This is a genomic window from Nocardia sp. NPDC050793 (assembly GCF_040654065.1).
Classification (GTDB): domain Bacteria; phylum Actinomycetota; class Actinomycetes; order Mycobacteriales; family Mycobacteriaceae; genus Nocardia.
This window is the reverse complement of sequence record NZ_JBFAHG010000007.1, coordinates 384,173-408,239: the sequence shown is the minus strand read 5'-3', so window position 1 is coordinate 408,239 and position 24,067 is coordinate 384,173. Positions and strand designations below refer to the sequence as shown.

Below are 24,067 nucleotides of genomic sequence, written 5' to 3'. Positions count from 1 at the left end.
CCGATCACCTGCCAGCGTCGCCACGGCGAACATGATGCACGACCACGCCCATGAGCGGAACCGGTCCGCTCACCCCATTGGGAGACAGAACCTAGTCGAGGTCGATGCGAGCGGGGTTCGGTCGATCACACCAAATCCAATTACGGGATGCTCCGGCCTAGCGGTATCGGATTCCGCACTCGCCTTTCTGGACCAATACCGCCGCAACGAGACGCCGGTTTGGACGATCCGCAAAGCCCGCCGCCAGGATGGGGTGGTGACCGAGACCGGCACGGAAATCCTGGCTCTGCCCGGCGGCCGGTCACCAGCAGGCTGGGCGCGGGGAAAGATCGGACGCGACGCGACGCTCTGGTTGCACGAGGACGGCAATCCCCGCCAGTGGTATCGATACGAGATCGACTGCTGATCGACCGCCGCTACACCACTGCGAAGCTGTGCGGTCCACGCTGAGCTTGTTGCCCGAACGTTCTGATCGCCCACCCGCTCAACAGCGGCACGCCCGGGGCCGGAAGGCGCACCCTGAAATCGGCTGCTTCAGACTGGTGCCAGGGCCCGATCCCGGCCAGCATCGGGTCCCAGGTACCCGGTGGGAGGCTCTCTACTCGGCTGCCCCAGCGCTTGTTCGGGTGTGGCTCGCTAATGGCTTGCGTTCCATCGGGTTACCGTGCAAGCGTGGCTGGAAAGGGGTCGGCCTTGGCTCGGAGTAGCGGTGCCTTCCCGCACGGACGCTGTTCATTCGGACAAGCCACAACCCGGACCTACCACCACCCAGCCTAACGCCGAACTCCCAACCGCCTCTTGACATCCTGCATCAGCGGCCACAGCCCGCGGGGGTTGTCTATCCGGTGTGCACGTGAACGTCGGGCCCCGCGTCGACCAGGTTGGTGAGGGCGGCCCATTCGTCGAGTTCGGCGAGGCGTGCGGTGAGCGCAGTGCGCATACTGTCGGCGCTGGCGTTGCCCAGGGCGAGGCGGCGGGGCGGGGTGTCGCTCGCCACGGCTGTGCGGATGGCGGCGGCCACGCGATCGACGCCGGAGAACGCCGATGCCGGCAGCGCTTGGATCGCCTGCAGTAGGGCGCGCACCGTCTGGTCGTAGTCGGCGTGGGTTGCCGTAGCCGTGTCGAGGTTGGACAGGAAAGGTGTTGCGGTGAGGCCGGGCTGAACGAGGGTGACGTGGATTCCGAGTGGCGCCACTTCGGCTGCGAGCGCGTCGGAGAGCCCTTCGACGGCGTACTTGGTGGCTGCGAGCAGCCCGACGCCGGGATCTGCGGTCTGACCGTAGTAGGACGAGCCCTGCAGGATGTGCCCGGACCGCTGGCCCCGCAGCACCGGCAGTGTCGAGCGCAGCACGTTGAGTACACCGAAGACGTTGGTGTCGAAGATCGCCCGTGCCTGCACGTCGGCTGCTTCCTCAATCGCCCCGAAGAGTCCATAGCCGGCAAGGTTGGCGACGATGTCGATGCGCCCGAAGCGAGCCGCGCTCTGCTCGACCGCCTTCGCGACGGCTGTCTCGTCGCGCACGTCTGCCTCGATCGTGAGCAGTCGGTCGGGTTCTCCCAAGTCACAGAGGGTTTCGGTGTGTCGAGCCACCGCGACCACAGTTTCTCCGGCCGTCAGCGCCTGAACTGCGAGCTCGCGTCCGATGCCCGAGGAGGCGCCGGTGATGAACCAGATCGGTGGGGTGTTTCCTGCATTCGTCATGTTGCGAGCGTAACCGTTTAGCTCACAACTTTTCAAGTCGTTTCAGCGCAGGTGTTGTGATCAACTGGGTTAGCGGCTTGTCGTGTTGCTATCGTGGAGGAGTGGAGGCGACGCATGAGGCACCGAAGTGGAGCGAGGATGCCGCTGCTTTGGTGTTGCAGTTCGTCAACACCAGAGCCGACGGCGCGGGGCGTGTCGAGGTCTTCGGCACTGCTTCGGGATTCGCGGACTGGGCGATCGAGCATGGCCTGCTCACCGCCGCCATCGTGGTGACCGACTCCGACGCGGTGGCTGCGCGTGAGCTTCGCGACGCACTGGTCACGGTGCTGCTGACACACTCGGGTGATCCGGATATCGGTGACGCCCAGGTCGCCGAGGCGGAACGGTATCTGCTGCAGGCCGGTGTGCGCTATCCGCTCACAACGGTCGTCACTGCGGAAACGGCTCAGCTCCTCGCCGGATCGACCGGTGTCCCCGGCGCTTTGGGTGCCGTTCTCGCCGCGGTGACCGAGACGGCGCAGCGCGGGGACTGGATGCGGATCAAGGCATGCTGCAATCCGCCGTGCCACTTCGGCTTCATCGATCGCACCCGCAACCGGGCGGCGCGCTACTGCAGCCCCGGATGCGGATCGCAGGTGTCGATGCGCGCTCTTCGGCAGCGCCGCAAGCAAGCCAGCTCCTGAACAGCATCTCGACCGAGCCGCCCAGGAGCACCCGGAAAAGGGCTCCCGGCAAGCGTTCTCGCCGACGACGAGGCGTCGCGTGAAACCAGAGGGCACGCCCGGCACCGCGGCCCGAGTGCGCAAGGTGGGCGAACCGCCGTCCCGGATGATTCGCTTACGACGGCTGCCGGGTCGGCATGATCGTGACCTGCTGCAGGTTCACGTGCGCAGGCTGGGATGCCAGGAAGTTGACGGCCTCGGCGATATCCTCCGGATCGAGCCAGGTCATCTGCTGTTTCGAACCCTCGAGCCATTCCTGAGCGCCGGCGTCGGTGACGTGGCTCTGCAGCTCCGTGCCGACGATGCCCGGCTCGATCGCGGAGACACGGACATCCTTGGCGCCGAGTTCCGCGCGCAGGGTCCGCGACAGGTGCGTCACGTAGGCCTTGGTGCCCGAGTACACCGCGAAATTCGGGAACAGGTTCTGCGCGGCGATCGAGGACGTGTTGACCAGGTCGGCCACGCCCTTGTCCGCGGCCGCGGCGATCAACTGCGGTAGGAACGCGCCGATGACATTCATCAGGCCGGTCACGTTCAGATCGATCTGGCGCTGCCACTGCTCGACCGGCAGCTCTTCGACGGGTGCGGGCAGCATGACACCCGCATTGTTGAACAGCAGATCGGCGGTACCGAGCTCGGCGGCCACCCGCTCGGCCGCGGTGCGCAGGGCCTGCGCATCGGTGACGTCGACGGTCAGGGCCAGCGCCGTCCCGCCCGCCTGTGCGATCTCTTCGGCCAGAAGTTCGAGCCGATCGGCCCGGCGTGCGAGCACGGCCACCGTCGCCCCGGACGCGGCCAGCCGCTTGGCGGTGGCGGCGCCGATGCCGCTGGAGGCGCCGGTCACCACGGCAACGCGGCCGGCGAGCGGGGAGGTGTTGTGAGTAGTCATGGGTGTGATCTCTCCTGTGTGTCGTCCGCGGCGGATGCGCCGCGTATTCGATACAACAGCGGGAACAGGGCCGGCGGCAGTCCAAATTGCGCCCTGCTCGACCTAGGTCCGGCGAACCTGGGTCCAGCAGACCGACCTTGGTTGCGATGTGTGGCCGCCGTGTCGGTCAGACTGGATCCATGGAGCACAATGTCGAGCTGAAGGAGTTCTTACGCACCCGCCGCGCGCGCCTGAACGTCGATGACATGCAGATCGGCGGAACGGGCGGGGTACGCCGGGTGCCGGGGCTGCGCCGCGAGGAAGTTGCCCAGCTCGCCGGGGTCAGCGTCGACTACTACAGCCGGCTCGAGCAAGGACGCAACATCAACGTCTCCGACGAGGTCCTCGACGCCGTGGCCCGCGCCCTGCGCCTGGACGAGGTCGAGCGCTCCTATCTGTTCCAGATCGCCCGGGCGAATCCGCGGCGCGCCCGGCGCCGGACTCCGGCGCGAGTGCAGCGGGTCCGTCCCGGGATCCGCCGCATCCTCGAGACGCTCGACGACGTGATGCCGGCCTTCGTCTTCGGCCGCCGCATGGACATCCTCGCCGCCAACCGTCTCGCCCGGGCGCTGATCACCGACTTCGAGGCGCTCCCGCCACGGGACCGAAACATGTTGCGCTACACCTTCCTCGACGAGTCCGCCCGCGAGCTGTACCTCGATTGGGAAGAGGTCGCCCGTGACAACGTTTCGGTGCTGCGCCTGGACGCCGGCCGTCACCCGGACGACCCGCTGCTGGCCGAACTCGTCGGCGAACTGGCGGTCAAGAGCCCGCAATTCCGGCGCTGGTGGGCCGACCACAACGTCCGCGAACGCAGTCACGGCAGTAAGCGCTACCACCATCCCCTCGTCGGCGATCTCACCATCGACTACGAAAGCGTCTCGCTACCAGGCGATCCCGACCAGACGCTGTGCATCTACACCGCCGAGGCGGGCTCGGCGTCGGAGACCGCATTGCGGCTGCTCGCCGCGTGGACAGGGTCGGAGACGACGCCCGTGCACCCGGCGGCCGGCGGTTCCGATGCGGAACACCCCCGTACGCGGCATGCTGAACGGTTGGAGACCGAGGAACGCTGATACTCAGGGCATCGATAGTCCGTGGGACCGATCGCGACTGTCACGATTTGTCCAAGATCATCCGGGCGGGGCAGGTTGTTTTGATACTCACCTTCTTTCTCGAGGAGGGTGGCAGACCCATGCCATCGAAGTACGACGAAGCCAGGGGCGAGGAACATCGGCGGCCAGACGCCCGGGGACACCCTCTTACGGCTCGCTGACCGGCCGATCGTGTCGGACCCTCGCCCCATCTGATGGCATGGGGTATGAAGCCATTCGGCCACACTCTCGCAGGGGACGGATCGGCGGGAGCTACGTGCGCGGGTCCGTCCGTTTCACCGACCGGCGCGCACCCCGCCCGCGGAGCCGGTCCCCGTACTACCCCGGCTACCGCAGTGCCTCGCCCACGCCGATCCTGTGGGCCCTCGGGTCACTCTTCGGCGGGGTGATCCTGCTGCTGGTCGTGCTGACCCTCACCCACATGGGATCCACCGACAGCACGGGCGACACCGCCGTGGTGCCGTCGACTGTCGCACCCGCGCACTCGACTGCCCCGGCGAAGTCGTGCTTCCCGTTCAACTGCTGACCGCGACGAGCCCGGCTCAGTCCCAGCGCACGCGCGGAACCGCCGGCATCCCGCCCGCCGCAATTGGCTCGGGGTAAGCGGTCCCCCCGCCCCGGGACTTGACCCCAGCAAGGCGGAATTGCTACGAAAAGTCGCAGCAGCACGCCGGGCGCGTCATGCCCCGCGCTGAGAGCGTCTACGAGGCCAAACCCAGAATCCGCCCTGTCCGAGTGAGATTGTCATCAACATGGTGTTGCTGTACGCCTATCGGCGTCGTGATGGCTGGCATCATCCGGTGGAGCAGCGGCTCCCATCGAGTCATCTCGTGCGGGAAGCATCGTGTCAGCAGGTCGACCATGATCGCCGAGGCTGTCGAAGCACCCGGCGATGCACCTAAAAGCCCGGCGATGGTGCCGTCTGCCGATGTCACCAGTTCGGTACCGAAGGTGAGGACGCCGACTGCGCGGGAATCCGGTTTGACCAGCTGCGCGCGCTGCCCGGCCTGAACCAGATACCAGTCGGCAGGGTCGGCGGTCGGGTAGAAGCGTTGCAGCTCTGCGAATTTGCGCCGCCGCGTGGAGACGAGCTCGCCGATCAGGTAGCCGACCAAGGTTGGGTTCCGGATGGCGACCGCCAGCAATACGACGATGTTTCGCATGCGCACCGTGGTGAACAGGTCGATCAGCCGACCGTGTTTGAGCAACCGAGTACTGAACGTGGCGTAGGGCCCGAACAGCAGCGATTCTTGGCCGTCGACGACGCGTTTGTCCATGTGTGGCACCGACATCGGTGGCGCACCGAGTGACGCCTGGCTGTAGACCTTCGCGTCGTGGCGGCCGACCACGTCGGGATTGTCGGTCCGCAGAAACTGCGCACCGAACGGAAAGACACCATAGCCACGGACCTCGGGGACACGGGCCTTCTGAAGCAGTTTGAGCGCGTACCCACCCGCGCCGACGAAAACAAACTTCGCTCGAACGGTGAAGCGCCGCTTGGCGCCGCGGTCACGACCTGTGATCGTCCAGATTCCGTCTCGCCCGCGGCTCAGACCGGTTACTTCGTGCCTGACCCGCACCTGTGCGCCGCCGTCGGTCATCACATCGACCAATGCACTGGTCAGGGCGCCGAAGTCGATATCGGTGCCGGCTTCGTAGCGGGTGGCGGCAATCGGCTCGCCGCCGCCGCGTCCAGCCATCAACAATGGTGCCCATTCCGCGATCACCGCGGGATCCTCTGTGTATTCCATTGCCGAGAACAGCGGCAATTCGCGCAGCGTGTCGTACCGGTGTCGCAGATAGGCTACGTCCCGGTCGCCGAACACGACATCCATGTGCGGGGCGGGGTTGATGAACGACGCGGGCTCGGCGATGTCTCCATCTTCGACCAGCGTGGCCCAGAACTGGCGCGACAGATGAAACAATCCGCCGATCTGCTCGGCCTTCGCCGGATCGTCCGGGTCGGGCATGTAATTCAACTCGCACATCCCCGAATGACCCGTCCCGGCGTTATTCCATGCATTCGAGCTTTCGGCACCCAGCTCACCTAGGCGTTCGAACATCACAGTGGACCAGTCCGGTTGAATCTTGGCGATCATCGCGCCCAGCGTCGCGGACATGATGCCGCCACCGATCAGTACGACATCGATGATTTCCTCTGGGACAACGGGTTTCGCGGTCGTGGTGCGCTCTGATCCCATGTCGATCCTCCCGTGGATGCTGTGTTCACAGCATCGTCACGCATACGCAATTCATCCGTCTACCACCAAGATTGGTTGATTATCATCCGAATATGGATGACTTTCCGTCGGCGCACCTGGAAGCACTCGCCCCTCTGCTGGCGGCGTTCGACACCACGGCACACATGGGTCACATCACACGCGCCGCGGAGGGGCTTGGGGTGCCGCAGTCATCGCTGAGCCGACGTTTGGGAGCTGTGGAGAAGGCGGTCGGTGTGCAGTTGTTCCATCCGGTTGGACGAGGTATCGCGCTCACTCCCGCTGGGCGGGAGTTGTTCGAACGCACCCGCGGACCGGTCCGCGCACTCGACGATGCCATCAGCGCGGTCCGCGGGAACGCTGACCCGGATACTGGTCTTGTCCGGTTCGGCTTCCCGCTCACCCTCGGACCTGTCAGCGTTCCGTCCATGCTGGCCGAATTCCATGCCAGTGCACCGCGTATCCGTCTTCACCTCATACAGGCCCACGGCGAAGGGCTTGCCAACCTGATCCGCGACGGACAACTCGATCTCGCCGTCATGATTCCCTCGCCCAGCGATCTACCCGCACAAGTGCTGGGACAACAGCGCATCCACCTCTATGTACCCCGCTGGCATCGCCTCGCCACCTGCGACACCGTCCACCTCGCCAATCTCCGCGATGAAGCCTTCATCGCGAACCCGCCGACCTACCACTTGCGCCGACTGCTCGACTCTTGGTGTGCGGAAGCCGGATTCACGCCGCACGTCGCCTTCGAGATCACCGAATTCGAAACCCTCCGATCGCTCGTCGCACACGGACTGGGTGTCGCGCTGCTTCCCGAGCCCGAAATGCCGCATCCCGGCCTGCATCGTGTCCGGCTGTCCGGCCCGCGTGACCGGACGATCGGGCTGGTCTCGAGCAACCACCGCCCGACCCCCGTGGTCGCGCGCCTGCATGACTACATCGCCCACCATGCGATGGCCCACATCGGTGCGCGCTGACCACCTCGATCTCGCACTCAGGAACGCTGAACCGCCAACTCCTCGAGCCCGTTCCACACCGTGAATTCGTCACCAACGATTCTCGGCTGCAGCCTCATCATCACCGCAACGATCCGGACACCGAACGTGGCGATCGACACAGTCCCAGCGAGAACGCTTGGCCACATGAGCACTAGCAGCATCAGCAGGAATGCGTGAACATAGGTGTAGCTCACCTCGTAGAGCGCGATCATCGCAGGCGTTGTCTGCGCCCGCTCACCGAAGTAGACGACCGCGAGGACAGCCGGCAGTAGGACGAGCACCCACAGCACCCTTGCTGGGACCGCACCAACCGCTACGAGGATGACGACCAGCACATATGGGCTGGTGTGCACGACCACCAGTGTGGTGGCCCGCTGCCACAGCTTCTCGATGCTGAAAATGCTTGCGGCACCAACGGCTTCGTCGCCCGCCACGCGCAGCGCGCCGCCGACGGCGGTCACCACGCCGATCAGGGCAGCCGAGGGCGCGCCGAATCCGAATTGGAAGGCGGTGAGGGTTCCAGTGAAGCAGAAGGTTCCGAGATCCAGCGCGTCGGCGATGTCGAGCGGTCGGCCGCTCTTTGGGCACAAAGCGTTTCGACAGCTTGTCCTCCGCATCCGACGCCGTGCTGCCAAGTGCCTGCTGGACGGCCGCGATCGGTTCGAGTCGTCGTCGGCCGACGATGCGGGGGAGTGGTGTCGCTGCTGCATACCGCCGAGACGGCTAGGTTGACCGGGGGATTGTCGGAAGCGGCGTCATTGCGCAAATCGTGCATGTCGCCCGGTAGTCGCCCTGCTCCTCCGGCTCGCACCGCTGCGGCAGTGTGATCGTCGTGCCGGAGGCCTCTTGAGAGAATCGGTAGACCGGTCTATTGTTTCCCTATGAGTGTTACAACCAAAGGAGCTGAGACAAGCGGCCGAATGGTGCAGTCGATGCTGGAGTTGGTCCAGACGCACGGCTACAGCGGTGTCGGACTCAACGCCGTCCTGACGCATGCGGGCGCCCCCAAAGGGTCGCTGTACTTCCATTTCCCGGAAGGGAAGGAGGAGCTCGGCGAGAGGGCGATCGAACTTGCGGCCGAACGGTTCCGAGCATTGCTGGCCGAGCAGCCGACGGCGATCCCCACTGCGGACCTGGTCCGGCGGGTATTGGATGTGCTGGTTGGCCTGCTCATGGACAGTGACTTTCGAATCGGCTGTCCGGTGTCGGTGGTCACGCTCGAGATGGGTGCCCACAGTGAACGGTTGCGCTCGGCTTGTGCGGCCGCGTTCGAGTCCTGGATCGCTTTGATCGGCGAGCATCTGACCGCAGCCGGTCACCCGCCTTCGGCTGCTCGCACCCTGGCGACGGCGATGGTCAGCATGATCGAGGGTGCCGTGATCGTGGCGCGAGCAACGCGCGATGTCGAACCGCTACGCAGCGCCGCAACAGTCCTGGACAGCCTGCTCGTCCGAACCCCATCCATTCCGGAGGAGAAGTCGTCATGAACGACACACGTCACGCGCTGGTTTTCGGGGCCAGCGGATTCCTGGGGCGCCATCTCATACTTGCCTTGGACGAGGCCGGTATTCGTGTCACCGCCGCCACGCGTAGTAGCGGCTCCTTCGCGCGGCTGGCATCCTGGTTGGCTGACCACGGGTGTAGGGCAGTTCCGATTGATCTCCGAGTCGACTTCGATACGCTGAGACTGGTCCAAGGCGATAACCGGGAACTGGATGACGTGACCGAGGTTTACGGTTGCGCGGGCGCCTACCGGTGGGGGATGACCACGGCGGAGGCGCGGCAAGCCAATGTGGACAACGTCCGGGCGATCGTGTCTTTGGCGGCCCAGTTGCCGAAGTTGGCTAGGGTGGTGCATGTTTCCGGCTACCGCGTGGGCGGGCAGGACCCGGCCGGTGTGCCGTGGAGTGAGGAGCGCGTCGATCGGATCTATCGTCGTCTCGGTGCCTACGAGGCTTCGAAAGTCGAGGGCGACGCGGTCTTTCAGGCAGTGGCCAACGAGTTGGGTGTCCCGTGGTCGATCGTCAACCCCTCCAGCGTCATCGGCGTCAGTACCACCGGAGAGTCCGACCAGCAGCTCGGTCTTGCCGCGAACCTGAAAGAGATCTGGCAGGGAACCATGGCGGCCCGGCCAGGGAATTCGAGCACATTCGTCCCCATCGTGCCGGTCGATTACCTGGCCCGCTTCATGGCTCTGCTTCCCAGCGATCCCGGCACAGTCGGAAAGTCCTTCTGGTTGCTCGACGATGCCACTCCAGGACTTCCTGACCTGCTCTCCCTGGTTGGTCGGCACTATCGGGTCAAGATACCGCGGGCGCGCGTTCCGGTCGGGCTGGTGAAGCGGCTTCCCCCGAGCATAACCAAAGCCGATCCCGAGACCCTGACCTTCCTTTCCTCCGATCGTTACCCCACGGGCCCCGCCCAGAAGGTTGCCCAGCGCCACAATTTGCCTCTTCCGGACACCGCGTCATCGATCCTGCGCTGGGCCGATCACCTTGCCGCCCATCGGTTCGGGGCCGCAACCGCTGACAATTCTCCGCGGGCCTTCGAGGAGCAGGCGGGTGTGCGTACATTCAGGATCGGAGCGGCGGATTCGCCCACCGTTGTGCTTCCAGGTCTGCCTGTGAATGCCGATACCTGGGGACCGGTCGCGACAGCTTTGGGCGACGCGCGCGTCGTCGACTTGCCGGGTCTTGGGATGTCTTCGGGTAGCGGGCGCGAGTGGTCGGCGTGGCTCGATGCACTACTCGCACCGACACGTAATGCGCATCTGGTTGGTCATTCGATCGGCTCTGCCGCCGTGCTCGAGTACGCCGCTGCGAATCCAGAACGGGTCGCACTGATCACGTTTGTCGCGCCATTTTTTCTGCAGCCGAGCGCCGAGCGCTCGACACGTCTGACACCGTTGACCCGTTGGTACCTCAGGCGTGTCGGTGCAGGTGAGCTGTCTCGAAAGCTCACCGGCACTACCGATTACGCCGCCGCATTGGAATCGAGCGTGCTCGACCTTCGCCGCTCGCCTGTCGCAGCCAACGTCGCGAAATTGCTGGCCGCTGCGGCGAACGAAAGGTGGCGCGCCGAACTGCGGTCCACGCTCGAACAGTATCCGGGCCAGGTCCACGTGATCATCGGGTCCGAGGATGGGCTCACCGACCAGGCGCACGCGCTGTTGAAATCGCTCAGGACACGGGTCGAGCTCACGACGATCCGCGGCGCAGGCCACCATCCTCAGCTCACCCATCCCGAGGTCCTTGCCAATGCCATCGGCCACCCTGTCTCCGCGACGTCGATCACCGAGTCGGCTCACCGATGACGCCCACCACGCTCAGAGACCAAGTCGACCAAGCCCTGCGGGATCTCGAACCCGAATTGATCCGGCACCGGCACCACTTGCATCGCAATCCTGAACTGTCCAACCGCGAAATTGCTACTGCGGCCTACCTGGTAGAGCAGCTCGAGCAGTTCGGCGTCGACGAGATCCGCACCGACCTCGCCGGGCATGGCGTTATCGGGGTAATCCGCGGTGGGAAGCCAGGCGACAAGACGATCGCGCTGCGCGCTGATATGGATGGACTCCCGGTGCGGGAGACCTCAGGTGTGAGTTTCGCGTCCGACCGAGAGGTAGAAGGACCGAACGGCACGAGTATCCCGGTCGCGCATGCCTGCGGCCATGACTGCCATATGGCGACGGTGCTGATCGCCACCAAAGTGCTCGCAATGTTCAGGAGTGAGCTTCCCGGCACAGTCCTGTGCGTATTTCAGCCCGCTGAGGAAGGCGCACCTATCGGTGAGCAGGGCGGCGCTCAGGTCATGATCGACGAAGGCGCGTTCGCCGGTGTCGAGCCGACGATGGTGTTCGGCATGCACGTCTCACCATTGCCCAGCGGCACCGTGGCATACCGGTCGGGTAGCCAATTCGCGGCCTCGACCCGAGTCGAGGTGATCATCCAAGGTCGGCAGACACACGCCGCGATGCCGTGGCTCGGCATCGACCCCATGCCCGCCGCCGCAGGTGTCATCGTGGGTGCCGCGCATCTGGTCCGCCGAATCCCCGTGTGGCAACCGGCGACCGTGATCTTCGGACACGTCGAAGATCAGGGCCGCTTCAATATCATCGGCGACCGGATCAGGCTCGAAGGCACAATCCGATGCGCGGAAGATGCCGATATGGAGCGGCTGAAGACCGGCCTCCACGATCTCGCTATCGGTCAGGCGCAAAGCCACGGCTGCTCCGCCGACATCCGGTTCGATCACGAGGTCCCCGCGGTCGTGAATCAGACAGGGTGGATCGAATCCACGCTGCCGACTCTGCGTCGTCTGGTCGGCCAGGAGCGACTTCTTGTTTCGCCGCCCACGCTCGGCTATGACGATGTGTCTGCCCTGATTCGCCGCTTCGGTGGTCTGTATGTGCTGTATGGCGCACAAGACACTCGGTGGGTGACGGACGGTTCCGGTGCTCCTGCGTTCGAACCCATCGCGGGCGGTCGCGGCCTGGTACCGAACCATCATCCCTCGTTCTACGCGAACGACGACGCTCTGAGGTGTGGTGCAGCCATACATGCCCACATTGCCCTGGACCACCTGTATGGCCTGATCGATCCGTCTGTGTCGCCAAGGATTCGGATCGGGGCCGGGAGTTGACCACAGAGTTCCGAGCAGACTCGCCAGGCTCGGGGCGAAGTTCACCCAGGAACCGATGGCTATGGGCACGGTGACGACGGCAGTATTCGACGACACCCGCGGCAATCTCATCCGGATCCAGAGCGCCTTAAGGATATTCGCGCGAATCAGCGGTCGGGCGAGCCGGGCGGCAGCGCGATGCTCACGATGGTGCCGCCGCCGGCGGCCGGTTCCATTGTCGCGGCGCCGCCGTGAAGTTGTGCGATCCACGCGACCAGCGCAAGACCGATGCCGCTGCCGCGTCCCGCGGTCACGCCTCGCTGGAACGGGCTGCTCGACAGCTGGGGGTTCAACCCTGGGCCGTGATCGCGGACGCTGACCCTGCCGTCTGCCACATGCACCTCGACCGGCGCATCGCGGTTCACCGCGCCGTGGGTGATCGCGTTCTCGATCAGGTTGCGCACCGCGAGGCCGAGCAGATTCGGATCGCCCTGCACCACCGTCGGACTGGTGCGCACCACGATGTCGGCCTGCGGAAACTCCTCGGCCACCGATTCGGTGAGCTGATCGAGCAGCAACTGCACCCGCTCCATCGTGGTCACACCGGCCTGCATCCGTGTCCTGGCGAGCAAGCCGTCGACGATCCGTTCCATCCGATTGCCCAGCGCCCTGGAATCGGTCAATGCGCGCTCGATCTCGTGCGGATCGCGCCGGCGCGGTTCGGTGACCAGCCGCAGCGTCGCCAGCGGCGTGCGCAGCTCATGCGCCGCGTCGCCGAGGAATCGCTCCTGTTCCGCCAGCAGTGCCACGGCTTGACGCATGCTTCGGCCGGACAGCGTGTGCCCGGCGGCCGCGGACAACGCGACGAGCGCCAGCCCGCCGACGACGAGCGCCCACAGCAGCAGCGCCCGATCACGGTCGAACACTCCTGGATTGGTGCCCGCGATGACCACGGTCTGAATCGTCGGATCGTCCCAGGACACCGACATCGCGGCCAGCCGCACCGGGCGTCCGGCGCGGTCGGTTGCGTCGCGGTAGACGGTGTCATCCGCGATGCTCGCCGCATCGGTGACGGCGGTGAGTCCCGTGTCGTCGGGCAGCCAGGAGGGGAGATGGCTGTAGAGCTGGACCCACTCGCCGTCGCTTTCCGAACCGAACACCATCACCGCGGTTTCTCCGCGGGCCAGATCGTCGTCGCGGATCTCGGTCACGTCGAAGCCGCCGTCGTCGGGGTAGTACTCGACACCGCGGTACAGCCCGGCGACCACTCGGTCGAGCGCGTCGTCGACCGCGTTCGCACGCGAGCGGGCATCGATGGTCGCAGCGACCAGACCGAGCACGATCAGGCACAGCGCGGTGATCGCGGTGATCAGCGCGGTCAGCAGCCAGCGGGCGCGACGCAGCCGGGCCACCGCCGGGCGTGCGTCCGCCGCGGCGATCAGCGTACGAACGGTTCCGCTCCGATCAGGAAGCCGGTGCCGCGAACGGTCTCGATCACCGGTGGTCCGCCGAGCTTGCGGCGCAGCTGTGCGATCACCGCGTCGACCACATTCGATGCGGGCTCGGCCATTTCGTCCCAGCAGCATTCGATGAGCTCGCTGCGTGAGACCACAGTGCCCGCGCGGGTGGCGAGCAATTCGAGCACGGCGAATTCCTTGGGCGTGAGCGACCGCAGAATGCCACCGCGCTGGACGCGTCGACGGGGTAGGTCGATGTCGATGTCTCCGAGCATGATTCGGGCCGACACCGGATGTTCTCGGCGACGGCACAGGGCGCGGACGCGAGCGGCCAACTCGGACAACGCGAATGGCTTCACGAGGTAGTCGTCGGCACCGTGTTCGAAGCCCGCGATGCGGTCGGCCAGACCGTCTCGGGCGGTGAGCATCAACACCGGCACTCGTTCGCCCCCGGCCCGATGCGCAGCCACCAGTTGCAGTCCGTCGCCGTCGGGCATACCTCGGTCGACAACCAGGCAATCGTAGGTGTTGACGGAGATTTTCAGATCCGCGTCCGCCAGCCGGTGCGCGAGGTCGACCGCGAATCCTGCCGTTCGCAGACCCGCCGCGACCTCATTGCCCAGCCCTTCATCGTCCTCGATCACCAGCACTCGCACAGGTTTCGACGATAGAACACCGCCTAGCGAGTCCGCCGCGCGAGGATCGGGTGGCCGAACCCTCCGTCGGCCACCCGGGTCGCTCGGCCGATCAGTAGGTGTGCAGGTCCCAGCCATCGGCGACCTGGATGCATTCCCATTGCGTGCCACCGGTCTTCGGTGAATTCCCATCGGCGGCGCATGCCTCGTAGGTGGCGTAGTTGCCGATGAATTCGGTGCGCATCGGGGCAGGTGCGGCGGTGGCGATGCCCGCGCCCGCGGCGACGGCGCCGATGGCAAACACTCCGGCGACGATTGCGGACTTGATCTTCATGGTGGTTCTCCTTTCGATGTGACGCGGGACTTTCCGCGTCGAGAAGAAGGAAAACAAGTCGTCCATGAGAATTTCGTGAAGGCTCAGGCGGGCTCGTTGTCGCGCGCCACGACGACACAGTCGTACCTTGCTTTTCGGTCGACACGCGACTCTGTTTCCTGCCGGTGGCGCGCGCTACACCCTGTCACCTCATCGAGTGAACTGGGCGAGCATGACCATTGCCCCCTCCGACGACGAGCCGGGCTCGGCGGTGGCCAATGCCAGGAACTGGTCCGGTGCAGCGGTGAGAGTCAGGGACTGCTGCGACACGGTGATCGCGCCGACCATGGGGTGCTGGAGATGGTAGGTCGTGGTGTCACAGGCGTGCACCCGGTAGTCGGCCCAGAGTGTCGCGAATTCGCGACTGTGTATCGCCAGCTCTCCGATGAGCCCGGCCATCAAGGGGTCCGTCGGATGACGGCCTGCCATGAGCCGCAGGTGTCCGACCACCGACCTCGCCTTGTCACGCCAGTCGGCGTAGAGGCTTCTGGTGAGTTCGTCGAGGAAGATCAGGCGCGCGATGTTGGGGCGTCGCGCGGGGTGATCGGGGGCATCGAGGTCGAGGTGTCCGGCGAACAGGGTATGGCCGAGCCGGTTCCATGCCAGGATGTCGCCGCGACGTCCGGTGAGTACCGCGGGCACGTCGCCAAGGGCGGTCATCAGCGAGCGCATCGCGGGCCCGGGTCGCTCGATCGCCGGTGGTGTGTTCCTGCCACGGCTGCGTGCGGCGGCTAAGTCACGCAGGTGCTCGTATTCGTGGTCATCCAGTCGCAGCGCGCGTGCCAGCGCATTCAGTACCTCGGCGGACGCGTTGAACGACTGGCCCTGTTCGAGGCGCGCGTAGTAGGAGGCGCTGACACCGGCCAGTTCGGCGAGTTCTTCGCGGCGCAATCCGGGGACACGCCGCTGCTCGTCATAGCTCGGCAGACCGACGTCCTGCGGCCGGAGCCGAGCCCGTCGGGACTGGAGGAACTCACCGAGGTCACTGCGGTGCAGGGGCATGAGCAGAGCATGCCAGCGCGCAGCGCAGGCTGCCTCACCCTGACGTGGTCTGGTTGTCGGGACGGCGACACGGCGACGCTCGACACGGGTCGGCCATCACGGACCGGCCGGTGAAAGGAGCTCGGACGTCCATGACGCAACGACACGGCGACCACACGATTCGGCTCGGTGATGTGGAGATCACCCGGGTCGTGGAGTGGGAAGGCGCGATCGCGCCACCGGCCGCGATCCTCCCCGACGCACCACAGCGGGTGTGGGAGAACAACCGGTCCACACTGCATCCGCACTTCTGGGACGCGGAGACCGACATGTACCGGGCCGCCATGAACACCTGGGTGCTGCGCAGCGCGGGGCGAATCATTCTGGTGGACACCGGAATCGGCAACGACAAGTACCGGCCCTACTTCCCGGTTCTCAGCTATCTGCGCACCGACTTCCTCACTCGGCTCACCGCGGTCGGTGTGGCGCCCGAAGACGTCGATCTCGTGATCAACACCCATGTCCACGCCGACCACGTCGGCTGGAACACGACACTTGCCGACAACGCGTGGGTGCCGACGTTCCCCAACGCGCGCTATCTGCTCAACGAAGCGGATGTGCGGTACTGGGACCCGCTCAACGGACACCGCAAGTCCGCCGTCGTCGGCGGGCTCACGGCCGACTTCGGTAACCAGAACATGTTCGAGGACAGCGTCGCGCCGGTCATCCAGGCGGGCCAGGCGGTCCTGTGGGAGGACAGCCACGTCATCGACGAGAATCTGCACCTGCGCGTGCAACCGGGACACACGCCCGGCTCCGCGGTGCTCGAGCTGACCTCGGGTAACGACCGAGCAGTGTTCGTCGGTGACCTGCTCCACACCCCGGTGCAGTTGTTCGAGCCACACCAGCACTCGTGCTTCGACGAGGACCGCGACCGTGCGCGCGTGACCCGTCGGCGCGTCCTCTCCCAGGCGGCCGACGAGCACGCTCTGGTGCTTCCTGCCCACTTCCCCGGCGCAGGTGCGGCGGAGATCGAAAGGCGCGGTGCGGGTTTCGCTGTCAAGCGGTGGGCTCCTTTCACCGAGGCGGCAGCGATATGAGCGCGCCGGATGCCGGGCAACATCGGCGTGAGTGGCCGCCGGTCGTCGCGACGACCCACGGCCCGGTCCGCGGCACCCACCGCCACGGCATCGATGTGTTCCATGCCGTGCCGTACGCCGCCACACCCACCGGCCGGGCCAGATTCGCGGTGCCGGCGCCGCCGGAATCGTGGACGCGGGTGCGTGACGCGTCCATTCCACGGCCCTCGATGGCACCCGCGCCGGCCCGCGACCGGATCGGTGATCTGGACCTGACAGCCATCAGCGGGCCGCCCTGGTGTCCCGGCGACCACCAGGACTATCTCACCGTCGACGTCTGGGCGCCGACCGCGGTTCCCGAGCGCAGACCCGTCGTGGTGTTCGTGCACGGTGGCGGTTTCATCGGCGGCTGGGGCGGTGCGGCGGCATATGACGGCACCTCCCTGGCACGTCACGGCCTGATCGTGGTCACGGTGAACTATCGGCTCGGGGCCGCTGGCTGGCTGCACCTTCCCGATGCCCCCGACAACCGCGGGCTCCTCGACGTCCTGGCCGCGCTGTGCTGGGTCCGCGAGAACATCGAGGAGTTCGGCGGAGATCCCGGACGAGTGACCGTGCTTGGACAGTCCGCCGGCGCAACGATCGTCGCCGCGCTCCTGGCGATCCCCGCCGCGAAAGGCCTGTTCCAGCGGGCGATCAGTCAGAGCGGGAATGCGCTCGGCGCCTTCACCCCGGCACAGGCCGAGAAGGTGACCGAGGCGCTGGCTGCCGCGGCGGGTGTCGAGGCCACTGCCGACGGCTTTGCCGCTGTCAGTGACAGGGACCTCGTCCGGGCCGTAAGTGAGCTGGGCGGGCTGGATCTCACGATCGGCGAGGTACCCGACCCGATGCTCGGCCTCAGCCCGTTCGCTCCAGTGCTGGATCCGGTCAGCATTCCCACGCAACCGGCCGAGTCGATCACCCGCGGAGTGGATCTGCTGGTGGGCGTCACCACCGACGAGGCGAACCTGTACCTCGTGCCGACCGGCCGTGATGGCGATGCCGAGGCCATGTCGCGAGCGTTGTTCGGTCTGGGCACCGCCGCGCTCGCCCGCGCGAACACGGCGCTGGGTGGGCGCACCTTCCGGTACGAATTCGCCTGGCGTTCCGGCGCGTTCGGTGGTGCGCTGGGCGCGGCCCACACGGTGGAGCTGCCCTTCGTATTCGGCACCACCTATCTGCCGTCGCTGCGCGGCCCGCGATCCCTGCTAGGAGTCGCCGATGATCTCGAGCAGGTCACCGCGGCCGTCCAGCGGGCGTGGGTCGGCTTCATCCGCGACGGCGATCCCGGATGGCCGCCGAACGATATGACACTGCCCGCGGATCTGCTGGTGGAGGTGGAAGCGGTCGCGGTCCTCGGCGGTTCCTCGTGACGGACGTGGAGTCATCGGCCGGTGCGCTATCGCGTATCAACCACACAGGGCCAGTTGGGTGAGAGCTTGAAGTGCGTCGTCGATGGGATGGGGCTGTGGCTTCCCAGCGGAGTCGAGTCGGTTCCATCGCTGCAGGTTTACCGCGATGGACATTTGGCGTTTGCCGTCAGCGCTGGTCATGGACATCGCGCCGCCGCCCCAGACCGAACCGTCATGGCCCCAGTAGGTGCCGTGTCCGGGCACTGTCATCTTCTGCAGGCCGAGACCGTAGTCGAGTGTCTTTCCCTCGAAGGAGATGACCGGAACGGTACGTTGCATCTGCGCCAGCGACGCTCGACTGATGATTTCGCCGGCCAGCAGCAGGCCGAAGAAGCGGTTCAGGTCCGCGACGGTCGATATCAGTGAAGCCGCCGGCCCCACCCACGACATGTCATAGACGCTGTAGTCGCGCGGCGGGTCGATCATGCCGAACCACGCCTCGTAGTGCAGTGAGTGCGGTCCGTTGATATGCGGTCCGGTCGGGAGCTCGGTGTCCGGCAGCCCGGCGCGCTCGATGATGTTGCGGGTGATGCATTTCTCCGCCGAGGTACCGGTTACCGACTCCAGGAGTTGGCACAGGAGTAGGTAATTGGTGTTCGAGTACACCCCCGGTGTGCCACCCGGAGTCCCGACCGCAGACGCCGAGACCCCCATCTCGATCAGCTCGGTCGGGTGAAACCGGGTGAGTCGGTTGTCATCCAGGCTGGTCGGCGCCGTTTTCGCCACGGCGGGGAAGGCCGCGAGGGACGGGTAGGCGTGCGGAAGGTATTCGGCGAGGCCGCTGGTGTGGTTGATCAACATCCGGACCGTGATCGCCGCACCTCGTTCGCCGGGAACCAGCCGCGGCAGATAGTGGCCGATCGGTGTGTCGAGCGCTATTTCGCCGTTGTCGACCTGCTGCAACACAGCGGCAGTGGTGAACGTCTTGGTGATGCTGCCGACGCGGTGTCGCATATCGGGCGTTACGGGGCGGCCGGTCGCGACGTCGGCGACTCCGGCGGCGCCGCGCCAGATTTGGTCGTCGTCGCGCACCTCGGCGAAAACTCCGGGCATGCCCGCGTGATGGACGGTCTCCAAGGCGGTCTGTAGCTTCTCGGGATCGAATGTGTTGGTCACGGCACCACTATCGATCGAGCGGTCCCGCCCGGTATTGGAAAAATTTTCCCCAAGCCCGGTGCCGGTGCCGGGCGATGGTGGGCAGATAGTGCGCCATCAGTGCCCCCGGCGTGCGGTCGGCGAATATCGACACGTCTCGGCACAGATGAGCCTGATCGGTGTACCCGCAGTCCACCGCGACGTCGGCAGCGGGCCGGCCCGCCAGCAGACCGTCGACCGCGTAACGGAACCGGACCAGCATCGCCGCCCGCTTGGGTGTCAGGCCGATCTGGGACTCGAACCGCGCCCACAGCCGCTTGCGGCTCCATCCGAGGGATTCGGCGAGCTCACCGATCTTCACTTGGCCACCGGAGGTGAGTATGCGATTCCAGCTGGCGAGCACCTCCGGGTCGGGTGTCCGCATCGGCCTTTCGCATTGCGCCAGAAACGATTTCGTCACTGCGAAACGTTCGTCCCAGGTCGGGGTTGACGCGAGTTGCTCACGCAGTCGCCGAGCCCGCGCTCCCCAGAGGTCCTCCAGGGCGACCACACCCCGGCCCAAATCTGTTGGGGAAACACCCAACAGCGAATACGCCTGTGTCGGCGACAGGCGAACCTCGACACACTCTGCCCGCTCGCCACGGACACGCATGGCCTCGACGGGAAGCCCGACAACGAAGCCGCCGAGGGTTCGCCGCCCGACAGCATCATCGACGATCAGACCGCGATCCCCGAATTCGATCAGCACGGTGATCGCCGCTGTCCCGGCGACCCGAAGATCGAACCCGGCGCCACCCGTATCGCGGTAACCGATGATCGCGGCACCCAGCGGCACGGCATCGGCCGGACCTGCGAAATCCCACCCAGCATCAGACTCGCGGTCGAAGTCCACAGTTCCCACCCGTCCAGGCTACGGAAAGGTGAGGACACCGCCATCGCTCACGCTTTGGCTTTTGCGGTCGATGATTTCGAGGTCGTCGATCAACTCCATCGCCAGGCGCAACCGCACTCTGCCCTGCGGCACGGGCCGCCCGGTAAGGAAACGTGGGCGGCAGCGATCTCCTGGCGGTGTGGCACTCATTCATCGTTGGTGGTGGCGTGGCACGATGTGGTTCTCGCGGATCCGAGGGCGCAGTTCATAGCACACCGCATCTCACTGACCGACCGTGAAAGCAGGCAACGTTCATGAACAGTACCGATTTTCCGGCCCCTGACCGGGGACTACTGGTGACGCACTTTTTGACCGTTTCCGACGTGAGCCGCTCCCGGGCCTTCTACGCCGACATCTTCAACGGCCGGGTGGTGCTCGAGGAGAACCCGTGCATCGTCAAAGTCGCCAACAGCTGGATCATTATGAACCCCGGCGGCGGACCTACCCCCGACAAACCCGATATCGTCCTGCGTCCGCCCGAGCCCACCGATGCCGTTTCGGCGTTCCTGAACGTGCGTGTAGCCGACATCGCTGCTTTCTATTCCGACGCGCGCAGCAAGGGCGCCGAATTCCTCACCGAGCCGCTCGACCGCAAAGCCGAAATTCGCTGTTACCTGCGTGATCCGGACGGCTACCTCATCGAGATCGGCCAGGCCACCGGGATACTCGAAGGTATTTTCGCCGACCGCTGAATCTCCGGTGCGAGGATCCTGTGACCGGCTCCGCCGCTTGTTTTCACACGACCGCACCGATCGACGGCCGCCTCGTTCACCGCCACGCCATTCGGAAGTGGCGGCTCGACGACACCCGGCACGCGGTTCAGTTCTGAGCCAATCGTTTTCGCCGAACCCCGGCAGTGGAGCCCGCAGCCTCCGGAGTTCGATTGGCGCAAACGACGGTGTCGGCAAGCTGACGAATGTCGAACCTCGAGATCGGCCGCTAGACGACTTTGGCGGCGATGAGCAGGTTCCAGATCTCGCCCTGGTCGACGACCTCGACGCCGAGTTTCTCCGCCTTGGTCAGCTTGCTCTCACCGACTCCCGCGCCGGCGATCAGCAGGTCGGTGTTCGCCGATACCGAGGACGCCGACGTCGCGCCCGCCTTCTCACACAGGCGTTGGAACGTGGGACGAGCGACCTTCTCGCCGGAGCGTGGGTCGCTGATAGCGCCGGTGATCACCACCGTCTTGCCTTCCAGGGGCGCGCCGGCCGCAACGACCGGCGGAAGATCTTCCTCGCGCACGTCCAGGGAGACGCCCGCCTCTCGCAGCCGCTCCAGTTCCGGGCGCAGGCGAGTGAGGTGCGCGACGAGGGAGGCGGCGACCTTCGGTCCGATATCCTCCACCGCCACGAGCCGTTCTTCACCCGCGTCGGCGACCTCCTCCAGGGAACCGAATCCCGCCCGCGCCAAGCGAGCGGCAGTGCCGTCGGAGGCCATCGGGATCGCCAGGCCGATCAGGGCGCGACGCAGGCCGACCTGGCGGCTGTCATCGATCGAGTCGATCATGCGCGCGGCCGAGACCTCGCCGATGCGGTCGAACTCGAGCAGGCGCTCCTTTGTCAGCGTGTAGAAGTCCGACGGGCGCTCGAGGATGCCCGCCTCGGCAAGGCGCTCGATCCACACCTGCCCGATGGCGTCGATGTCCGCCGCCGCCCGCGACGCCCAGTGGATGAGCCTGCGCACCGTCTGTGCGGGGCACGAGACGTTGGTGCAGAACAGCTCCCGGCTGTTGCCCTGCTCGGTCACCGGCTGCCCGCACGAAGGGCAGGCGGTGGGCGGCACGATCTCGCGCTCCTCGCCCGTGCGTTTGGAGGCGTCGAGAACACCCGCCACGAACGGGATCACGTCGCCCGCGCGGCGCACCAGGACCGTGTCGCCGACCTTGATGTCGCGGGCGCGGATCACCTCTTGATTGGCCAGCGTGGCCTTCGTGACCGTCGTGCCGCCCACGAAGACCGGCTCCAGCCATGCGACCGGGACGATCTTGCCCGTCTTGCCGACATCCCAGACCACCTCGGCCAGCAACGTGGTCTTCTCCTCGGCGGCGAACTTGAACGCCAGCGCGCCACGCGGGGAGTTCGACCGAGTCCCGGCCGCCGCGTACGCAGCACGGTCGGCCAGCCGCAGCACCGCGCCGTCGAGGTCGTAGTCCAGCTCGTTGCGACCTTGCTCGATCGCGGCGATCGCCGCCTGCGCCTGCTCGGCGTCGACGCAGAGCCGCATCTCCGCCCCCGCGACCCCCAGCGCCCGCAGCCCCTCCGCCAGGTCGACCGCGGCGCCGCCGGCAGTGGTGTCCAAGTCGAAGCCGAAGAATCGCAGGCGGCGCTCGGAGACCGTGGCCGGATCCTTCGCCCGCAGCGTGCCCGCCGCGGCGTTACGCGGATTGATCAGCGGCTTGTCCGGATGCGCTGTGTTGTAGGCGAGGAAGGTCGAACGAAGCATCACCGCCTCGCCACGCACCTCCACCCGCCCCAGCAGATCGATCCGCTCGGGTACGCCATCGACCAACGCACGGACCAGCACGGTCACGTCGTCACCGGTGGTGCCATCACCCCGGGTCACGGCACGCACCAGCCGTCCGTCCTCGAAGACCAGGGCCAAGGACAAGCCGTCGAGCTTGGGCATCACCACAACCGGCTGGCCCGGGAAGCGGTCGAAGAACGCCGCGACCTGCTCAGGCTTGGTCGCCTTCTCGAGCGACAGCATCGGACGCGAGTGCCGGATCGGGGCGTGCAGCACTGCGGGCGCGCCGACCTGCTCCAGCGGATTCGGGTCGGGCGTGAGGTCGGGGTGCGCCTCGATCAGGCCACGTAGCTCGTCCTCGAGCGCGTCGTACTCGGCGTCCGCGACCAGCGGCGCGCCCTGGTAGTAGGCGTCGCGGAGCGCCACAATGCGGTCCGCGAGCTGTTGGATATGTTCCCCAGTTTCCACAGCACCTGACGCTACCGACACCCACCGACACCCCAGCGTCTGTCGCCACACCCGGTCGGCGACAACATCACGCGAGCGTCTGCCACGCCCCGAGGTGATCTGATCACCCCACCGAGATCACCGCGTTGTGCCGCCGTGCATCACACCATCGGTCGCGGTCGTCAGGAGTTCGGCGCGGCAGGTGTTTGCACGGCTATTTCGCCACCCAGTCCGTAGCCGCCACTGAGCTGCAGCCCGTCACCGCTCCAGAATCGTCCGGGGTCGTACCAGTTGGGGCTTCGGTGCTGCGACAGCAGTCCCATCGACTGGTAGGTCGCGGCCACGATCTCCGCGCAGTACGCGCTTTCCAGCTCCTGGGCGGCCGCTCGGCTCGATCGGCGCCACGGGAGCCGTACACGTCCGCGTAGCCAGCGTCCGGCGAGACCGGCAGTGGAAGGGAAGGGGGTTCCGTCGAGTCGGGCGATGGTGCGCAGCAAGCTGTCTTCCATCTCTTGCGTTGCCGGACGGTTCAATTGGCGCAACCAGGCTTGCTGACCGTAGCGGTGTGCCCACACCAGTACCGCGTCGCGCAGATTGTGTAACTGGACGCCGCGGTGCGCGACTCCCGTCCACATGTCGGGCAGTGATCGGCCGAGCTCCGCGTGCCAGATCAGCGCGGGCAGATCGTCGAGCACGACCGACATGCCGACATGATTCACCGGGCTGTTCGTCGTCATCCGAATCGCACGGTCAGCTGCCGAATGGCCACGAAACAGCCAGATGTCGCCAGTTCTGGTGATCTCGAGCGCTCGATCGAGACTGATGCTCGTACCCGTCATGGACGT

24 protein-coding genes and 1 pseudogene are annotated in these 24,067 nt (G+C 66.1%); 13 read left to right on the top strand and 12 right to left on the bottom strand.

The features are described from left to right. Positions 1 to 406: hypothetical protein (locus AB0H50_RS25080; RefSeq protein ID WP_357456964.1), on the top strand; the 406-nt coding region annotated here is incomplete at its 5' end. Positions 407 to 838: 432 nt separating this feature from the next. Here AB0H50_RS25080 and AB0H50_RS25075 read toward each other — a convergent pair. Continuing rightward, positions 839 to 1,702 carry an SDR family NAD(P)-dependent oxidoreductase gene (locus AB0H50_RS25075; RefSeq protein WP_357456962.1) on the bottom strand — a complete coding sequence of 288 codons (864 nt, stop codon included), beginning with the start codon at positions 1,700 to 1,702 and terminating at the stop codon, positions 839 to 841. A 101-nt stretch (positions 1,703 to 1,803) separates the two neighbouring features. Here AB0H50_RS25075 and AB0H50_RS25070 point away from each other — a divergent pair, with 101 nt between their 5' ends. Beyond that, on the top strand, positions 1,804 to 2,385 hold the full coding sequence (locus AB0H50_RS25070; RefSeq protein ID WP_357456960.1) for a CGNR zinc finger domain-containing protein: 582 nt from the start codon (positions 1,804 to 1,806) through the stop codon (positions 2,383 to 2,385). Positions 2,386 to 2,539: 154 nt separating this feature from the next. On the opposite strand, the gene AB0H50_RS25065 is transcribed toward AB0H50_RS25070, so the two are convergent. Next, complete coding sequence (locus AB0H50_RS25065; RefSeq protein ID WP_357456958.1) at positions 2,540 to 3,313, bottom strand: SDR family oxidoreductase; 774 nt, start codon at positions 3,311 to 3,313, stop codon at positions 2,540 to 2,542. A gap of 179 nt (positions 3,314 to 3,492) precedes the next feature. Here AB0H50_RS25065 and AB0H50_RS25060 point away from each other — a divergent pair, with 179 nt between their 5' ends. Continuing rightward, complete coding sequence (locus tag AB0H50_RS25060; RefSeq protein ID WP_357456956.1) at positions 3,493 to 4,428, top strand: helix-turn-helix transcriptional regulator; 936 nt, start codon at positions 3,493 to 3,495, stop codon at positions 4,426 to 4,428. A gap of 295 nt (positions 4,429 to 4,723) precedes the next feature. Continuing rightward, complete coding sequence (locus AB0H50_RS25055; RefSeq protein ID WP_357456952.1) at positions 4,724 to 4,993, top strand: hypothetical protein; 270 nt, start codon at positions 4,724 to 4,726, stop codon at positions 4,991 to 4,993. Between the two features lie 175 nt (positions 4,994 to 5,168). Here the strand turns inward: AB0H50_RS25055 and mqo are convergent, their stop codons facing one another. Further along, positions 5,169 to 6,668: a malate dehydrogenase (quinone) gene (gene mqo, locus AB0H50_RS25050; RefSeq protein ID WP_357456950.1), complete on the bottom strand. Its 1,500-nt coding sequence runs from the start codon at positions 6,666 to 6,668 to the stop codon at positions 5,169 to 5,171. 92 nt (positions 6,669 to 6,760) lie between these two features. Between mqo and AB0H50_RS25045 the strand changes: the two genes are divergently transcribed. After that, entirely contained in the window at positions 6,761 to 7,669 is a 909-nt protein-coding gene (locus AB0H50_RS25045) for a LysR family transcriptional regulator (protein WP_357456948.1), read from the top strand. A 17-nt stretch (positions 7,670 to 7,686) separates the two neighbouring features. On the opposite strand, the gene AB0H50_RS25040 is transcribed toward AB0H50_RS25045, so the two are convergent. Further along, on the bottom strand, positions 7,687 to 8,154 hold the full coding sequence (locus AB0H50_RS25040; protein WP_357456946.1) for a hypothetical protein: 468 nt from the start codon (positions 8,152 to 8,154) through the stop codon (positions 7,687 to 7,689). Between the two features lie 456 nt (positions 8,155 to 8,610). Between AB0H50_RS25040 and AB0H50_RS25035 the strand changes: the two genes are divergently transcribed. From AB0H50_RS25035 to AB0H50_RS25020, 4 genes and pseudogenes are all read left to right on the top strand, one after another. Then, positions 8,611 to 9,177: a TetR/AcrR family transcriptional regulator gene (locus AB0H50_RS25035; RefSeq protein WP_357456945.1), complete on the top strand. Its 567-nt coding sequence runs from the start codon at positions 8,611 to 8,613 to the stop codon at positions 9,175 to 9,177. Then, positions 9,174 to 11,003, top strand: coding sequence for an alpha/beta fold hydrolase (locus AB0H50_RS25030; protein WP_357456943.1), 1,830 nt, complete (start codon positions 9,174 to 9,176; stop codon positions 11,001 to 11,003). The genes AB0H50_RS25035 and AB0H50_RS25030 overlap by 4 nt, the downstream gene beginning before the upstream one ends. Further along, a complete protein-coding gene (locus AB0H50_RS25025) occupies positions 11,000 to 12,331 on the top strand; it encodes an amidohydrolase (protein WP_357456941.1) in 1,332 nt (443 codons plus the stop codon). Before AB0H50_RS25030 ends, AB0H50_RS25025 begins: the two co-directional genes overlap by 4 nt. A gap of 16 nt (positions 12,332 to 12,347) precedes the next feature. Further along, positions 12,348 to 12,452: pseudogene (locus tag AB0H50_RS25020) on the top strand (VOC family protein); the annotation flags it as partial. 25 nt (positions 12,453 to 12,477) lie between these two features. On the opposite strand, the gene AB0H50_RS25015 reads toward AB0H50_RS25020, so the two are convergent. The 4 genes from AB0H50_RS25015 to AB0H50_RS25000 form a co-directional block, all read right to left on the bottom strand. After that, complete coding sequence (locus AB0H50_RS25015) at positions 12,478 to 13,722, bottom strand: HAMP domain-containing sensor histidine kinase (RefSeq protein ID WP_357456939.1); 1,245 nt, start codon at positions 13,720 to 13,722, stop codon at positions 12,478 to 12,480. 26 nt (positions 13,723 to 13,748) lie between these two features. Next, positions 13,749 to 14,423, bottom strand: a complete 675-nt coding sequence (locus tag AB0H50_RS25010; protein WP_357456937.1) for a response regulator transcription factor — start codon at positions 14,421 to 14,423, stop codon at positions 13,749 to 13,751. A 91-nt stretch (positions 14,424 to 14,514) separates the two neighbouring features. After that, complete coding sequence (locus AB0H50_RS25005) at positions 14,515 to 14,736, bottom strand: hypothetical protein (RefSeq protein WP_357456935.1); 222 nt, start codon at positions 14,734 to 14,736, stop codon at positions 14,515 to 14,517. A gap of 189 nt (positions 14,737 to 14,925) precedes the next feature. Further along, positions 14,926 to 15,777 (bottom strand): helix-turn-helix transcriptional regulator, encoded by an 852-nt coding sequence (locus tag AB0H50_RS25000; protein ID WP_357456933.1) that lies wholly within the window; start codon positions 15,775 to 15,777, stop codon positions 14,926 to 14,928. Between the two features lie 131 nt (positions 15,778 to 15,908). Between AB0H50_RS25000 and AB0H50_RS24995 the strand changes: the two genes are divergently transcribed. Together AB0H50_RS24995 and AB0H50_RS24990 are read left to right on the top strand one after the other, a co-directional pair. Further along, positions 15,909 to 16,856: an MBL fold metallo-hydrolase gene (locus tag AB0H50_RS24995; RefSeq protein ID WP_357456931.1), complete on the top strand. Its 948-nt coding sequence runs from the start codon at positions 15,909 to 15,911 to the stop codon at positions 16,854 to 16,856. After that, complete coding sequence (locus tag AB0H50_RS24990; RefSeq protein ID WP_357456929.1) at positions 16,853 to 18,247, top strand: carboxylesterase family protein; 1,395 nt, start codon at positions 16,853 to 16,855, stop codon at positions 18,245 to 18,247. Before AB0H50_RS24995 ends, AB0H50_RS24990 begins: the two co-directional genes overlap by 4 nt. A gap of 36 nt (positions 18,248 to 18,283) precedes the next feature. Here the strand turns inward: AB0H50_RS24990 and AB0H50_RS24985 are convergent, their stop codons facing one another. Together AB0H50_RS24985 and AB0H50_RS24980 are read right to left on the bottom strand one after the other, a co-directional pair. After that, positions 18,284 to 19,402, bottom strand: coding sequence for a serine hydrolase domain-containing protein (locus AB0H50_RS24985; protein ID WP_357456927.1), 1,119 nt, complete (start codon positions 19,400 to 19,402; stop codon positions 18,284 to 18,286). A 7-nt stretch (positions 19,403 to 19,409) separates the two neighbouring features. Further along, a complete protein-coding gene (locus tag AB0H50_RS24980) occupies positions 19,410 to 19,805 on the bottom strand; it encodes a helix-turn-helix domain-containing protein (RefSeq protein ID WP_357456925.1) in 396 nt (131 codons plus the stop codon). Between the two features lie 72 nt (positions 19,806 to 19,877). Between AB0H50_RS24980 and AB0H50_RS24975 the strand changes: the two genes are divergently transcribed. Next, on the top strand, positions 19,878 to 20,570 hold the full coding sequence (locus tag AB0H50_RS24975) for a hypothetical protein (protein ID WP_357456923.1): 693 nt from the start codon (positions 19,878 to 19,880) through the stop codon (positions 20,568 to 20,570). Next, positions 20,567 to 21,004 (top strand): VOC family protein, encoded by a 438-nt coding sequence (locus tag AB0H50_RS24970; RefSeq protein ID WP_357456921.1) that lies wholly within the window; start codon positions 20,567 to 20,569, stop codon positions 21,002 to 21,004. Before AB0H50_RS24975 ends, AB0H50_RS24970 begins: the two co-directional genes overlap by 4 nt. 247 nt (positions 21,005 to 21,251) lie before the next feature. Here AB0H50_RS24970 and ligA read toward each other — a convergent pair whose 3' ends face one another. Then, entirely contained in the window at positions 21,252 to 23,243 is a 1,992-nt protein-coding gene (ligA, locus tag AB0H50_RS24965) for an NAD-dependent DNA ligase LigA (protein ID WP_357456919.1), read from the bottom strand. A 161-nt stretch (positions 23,244 to 23,404) separates the two neighbouring features. Beyond that, on the bottom strand, positions 23,405 to 24,061 hold the full coding sequence (locus AB0H50_RS24960; protein ID WP_357456917.1) for a hypothetical protein: 657 nt from the start codon (positions 24,059 to 24,061) through the stop codon (positions 23,405 to 23,407). Between the last annotated feature and the right edge of the window lie 6 nt (positions 24,062 to 24,067).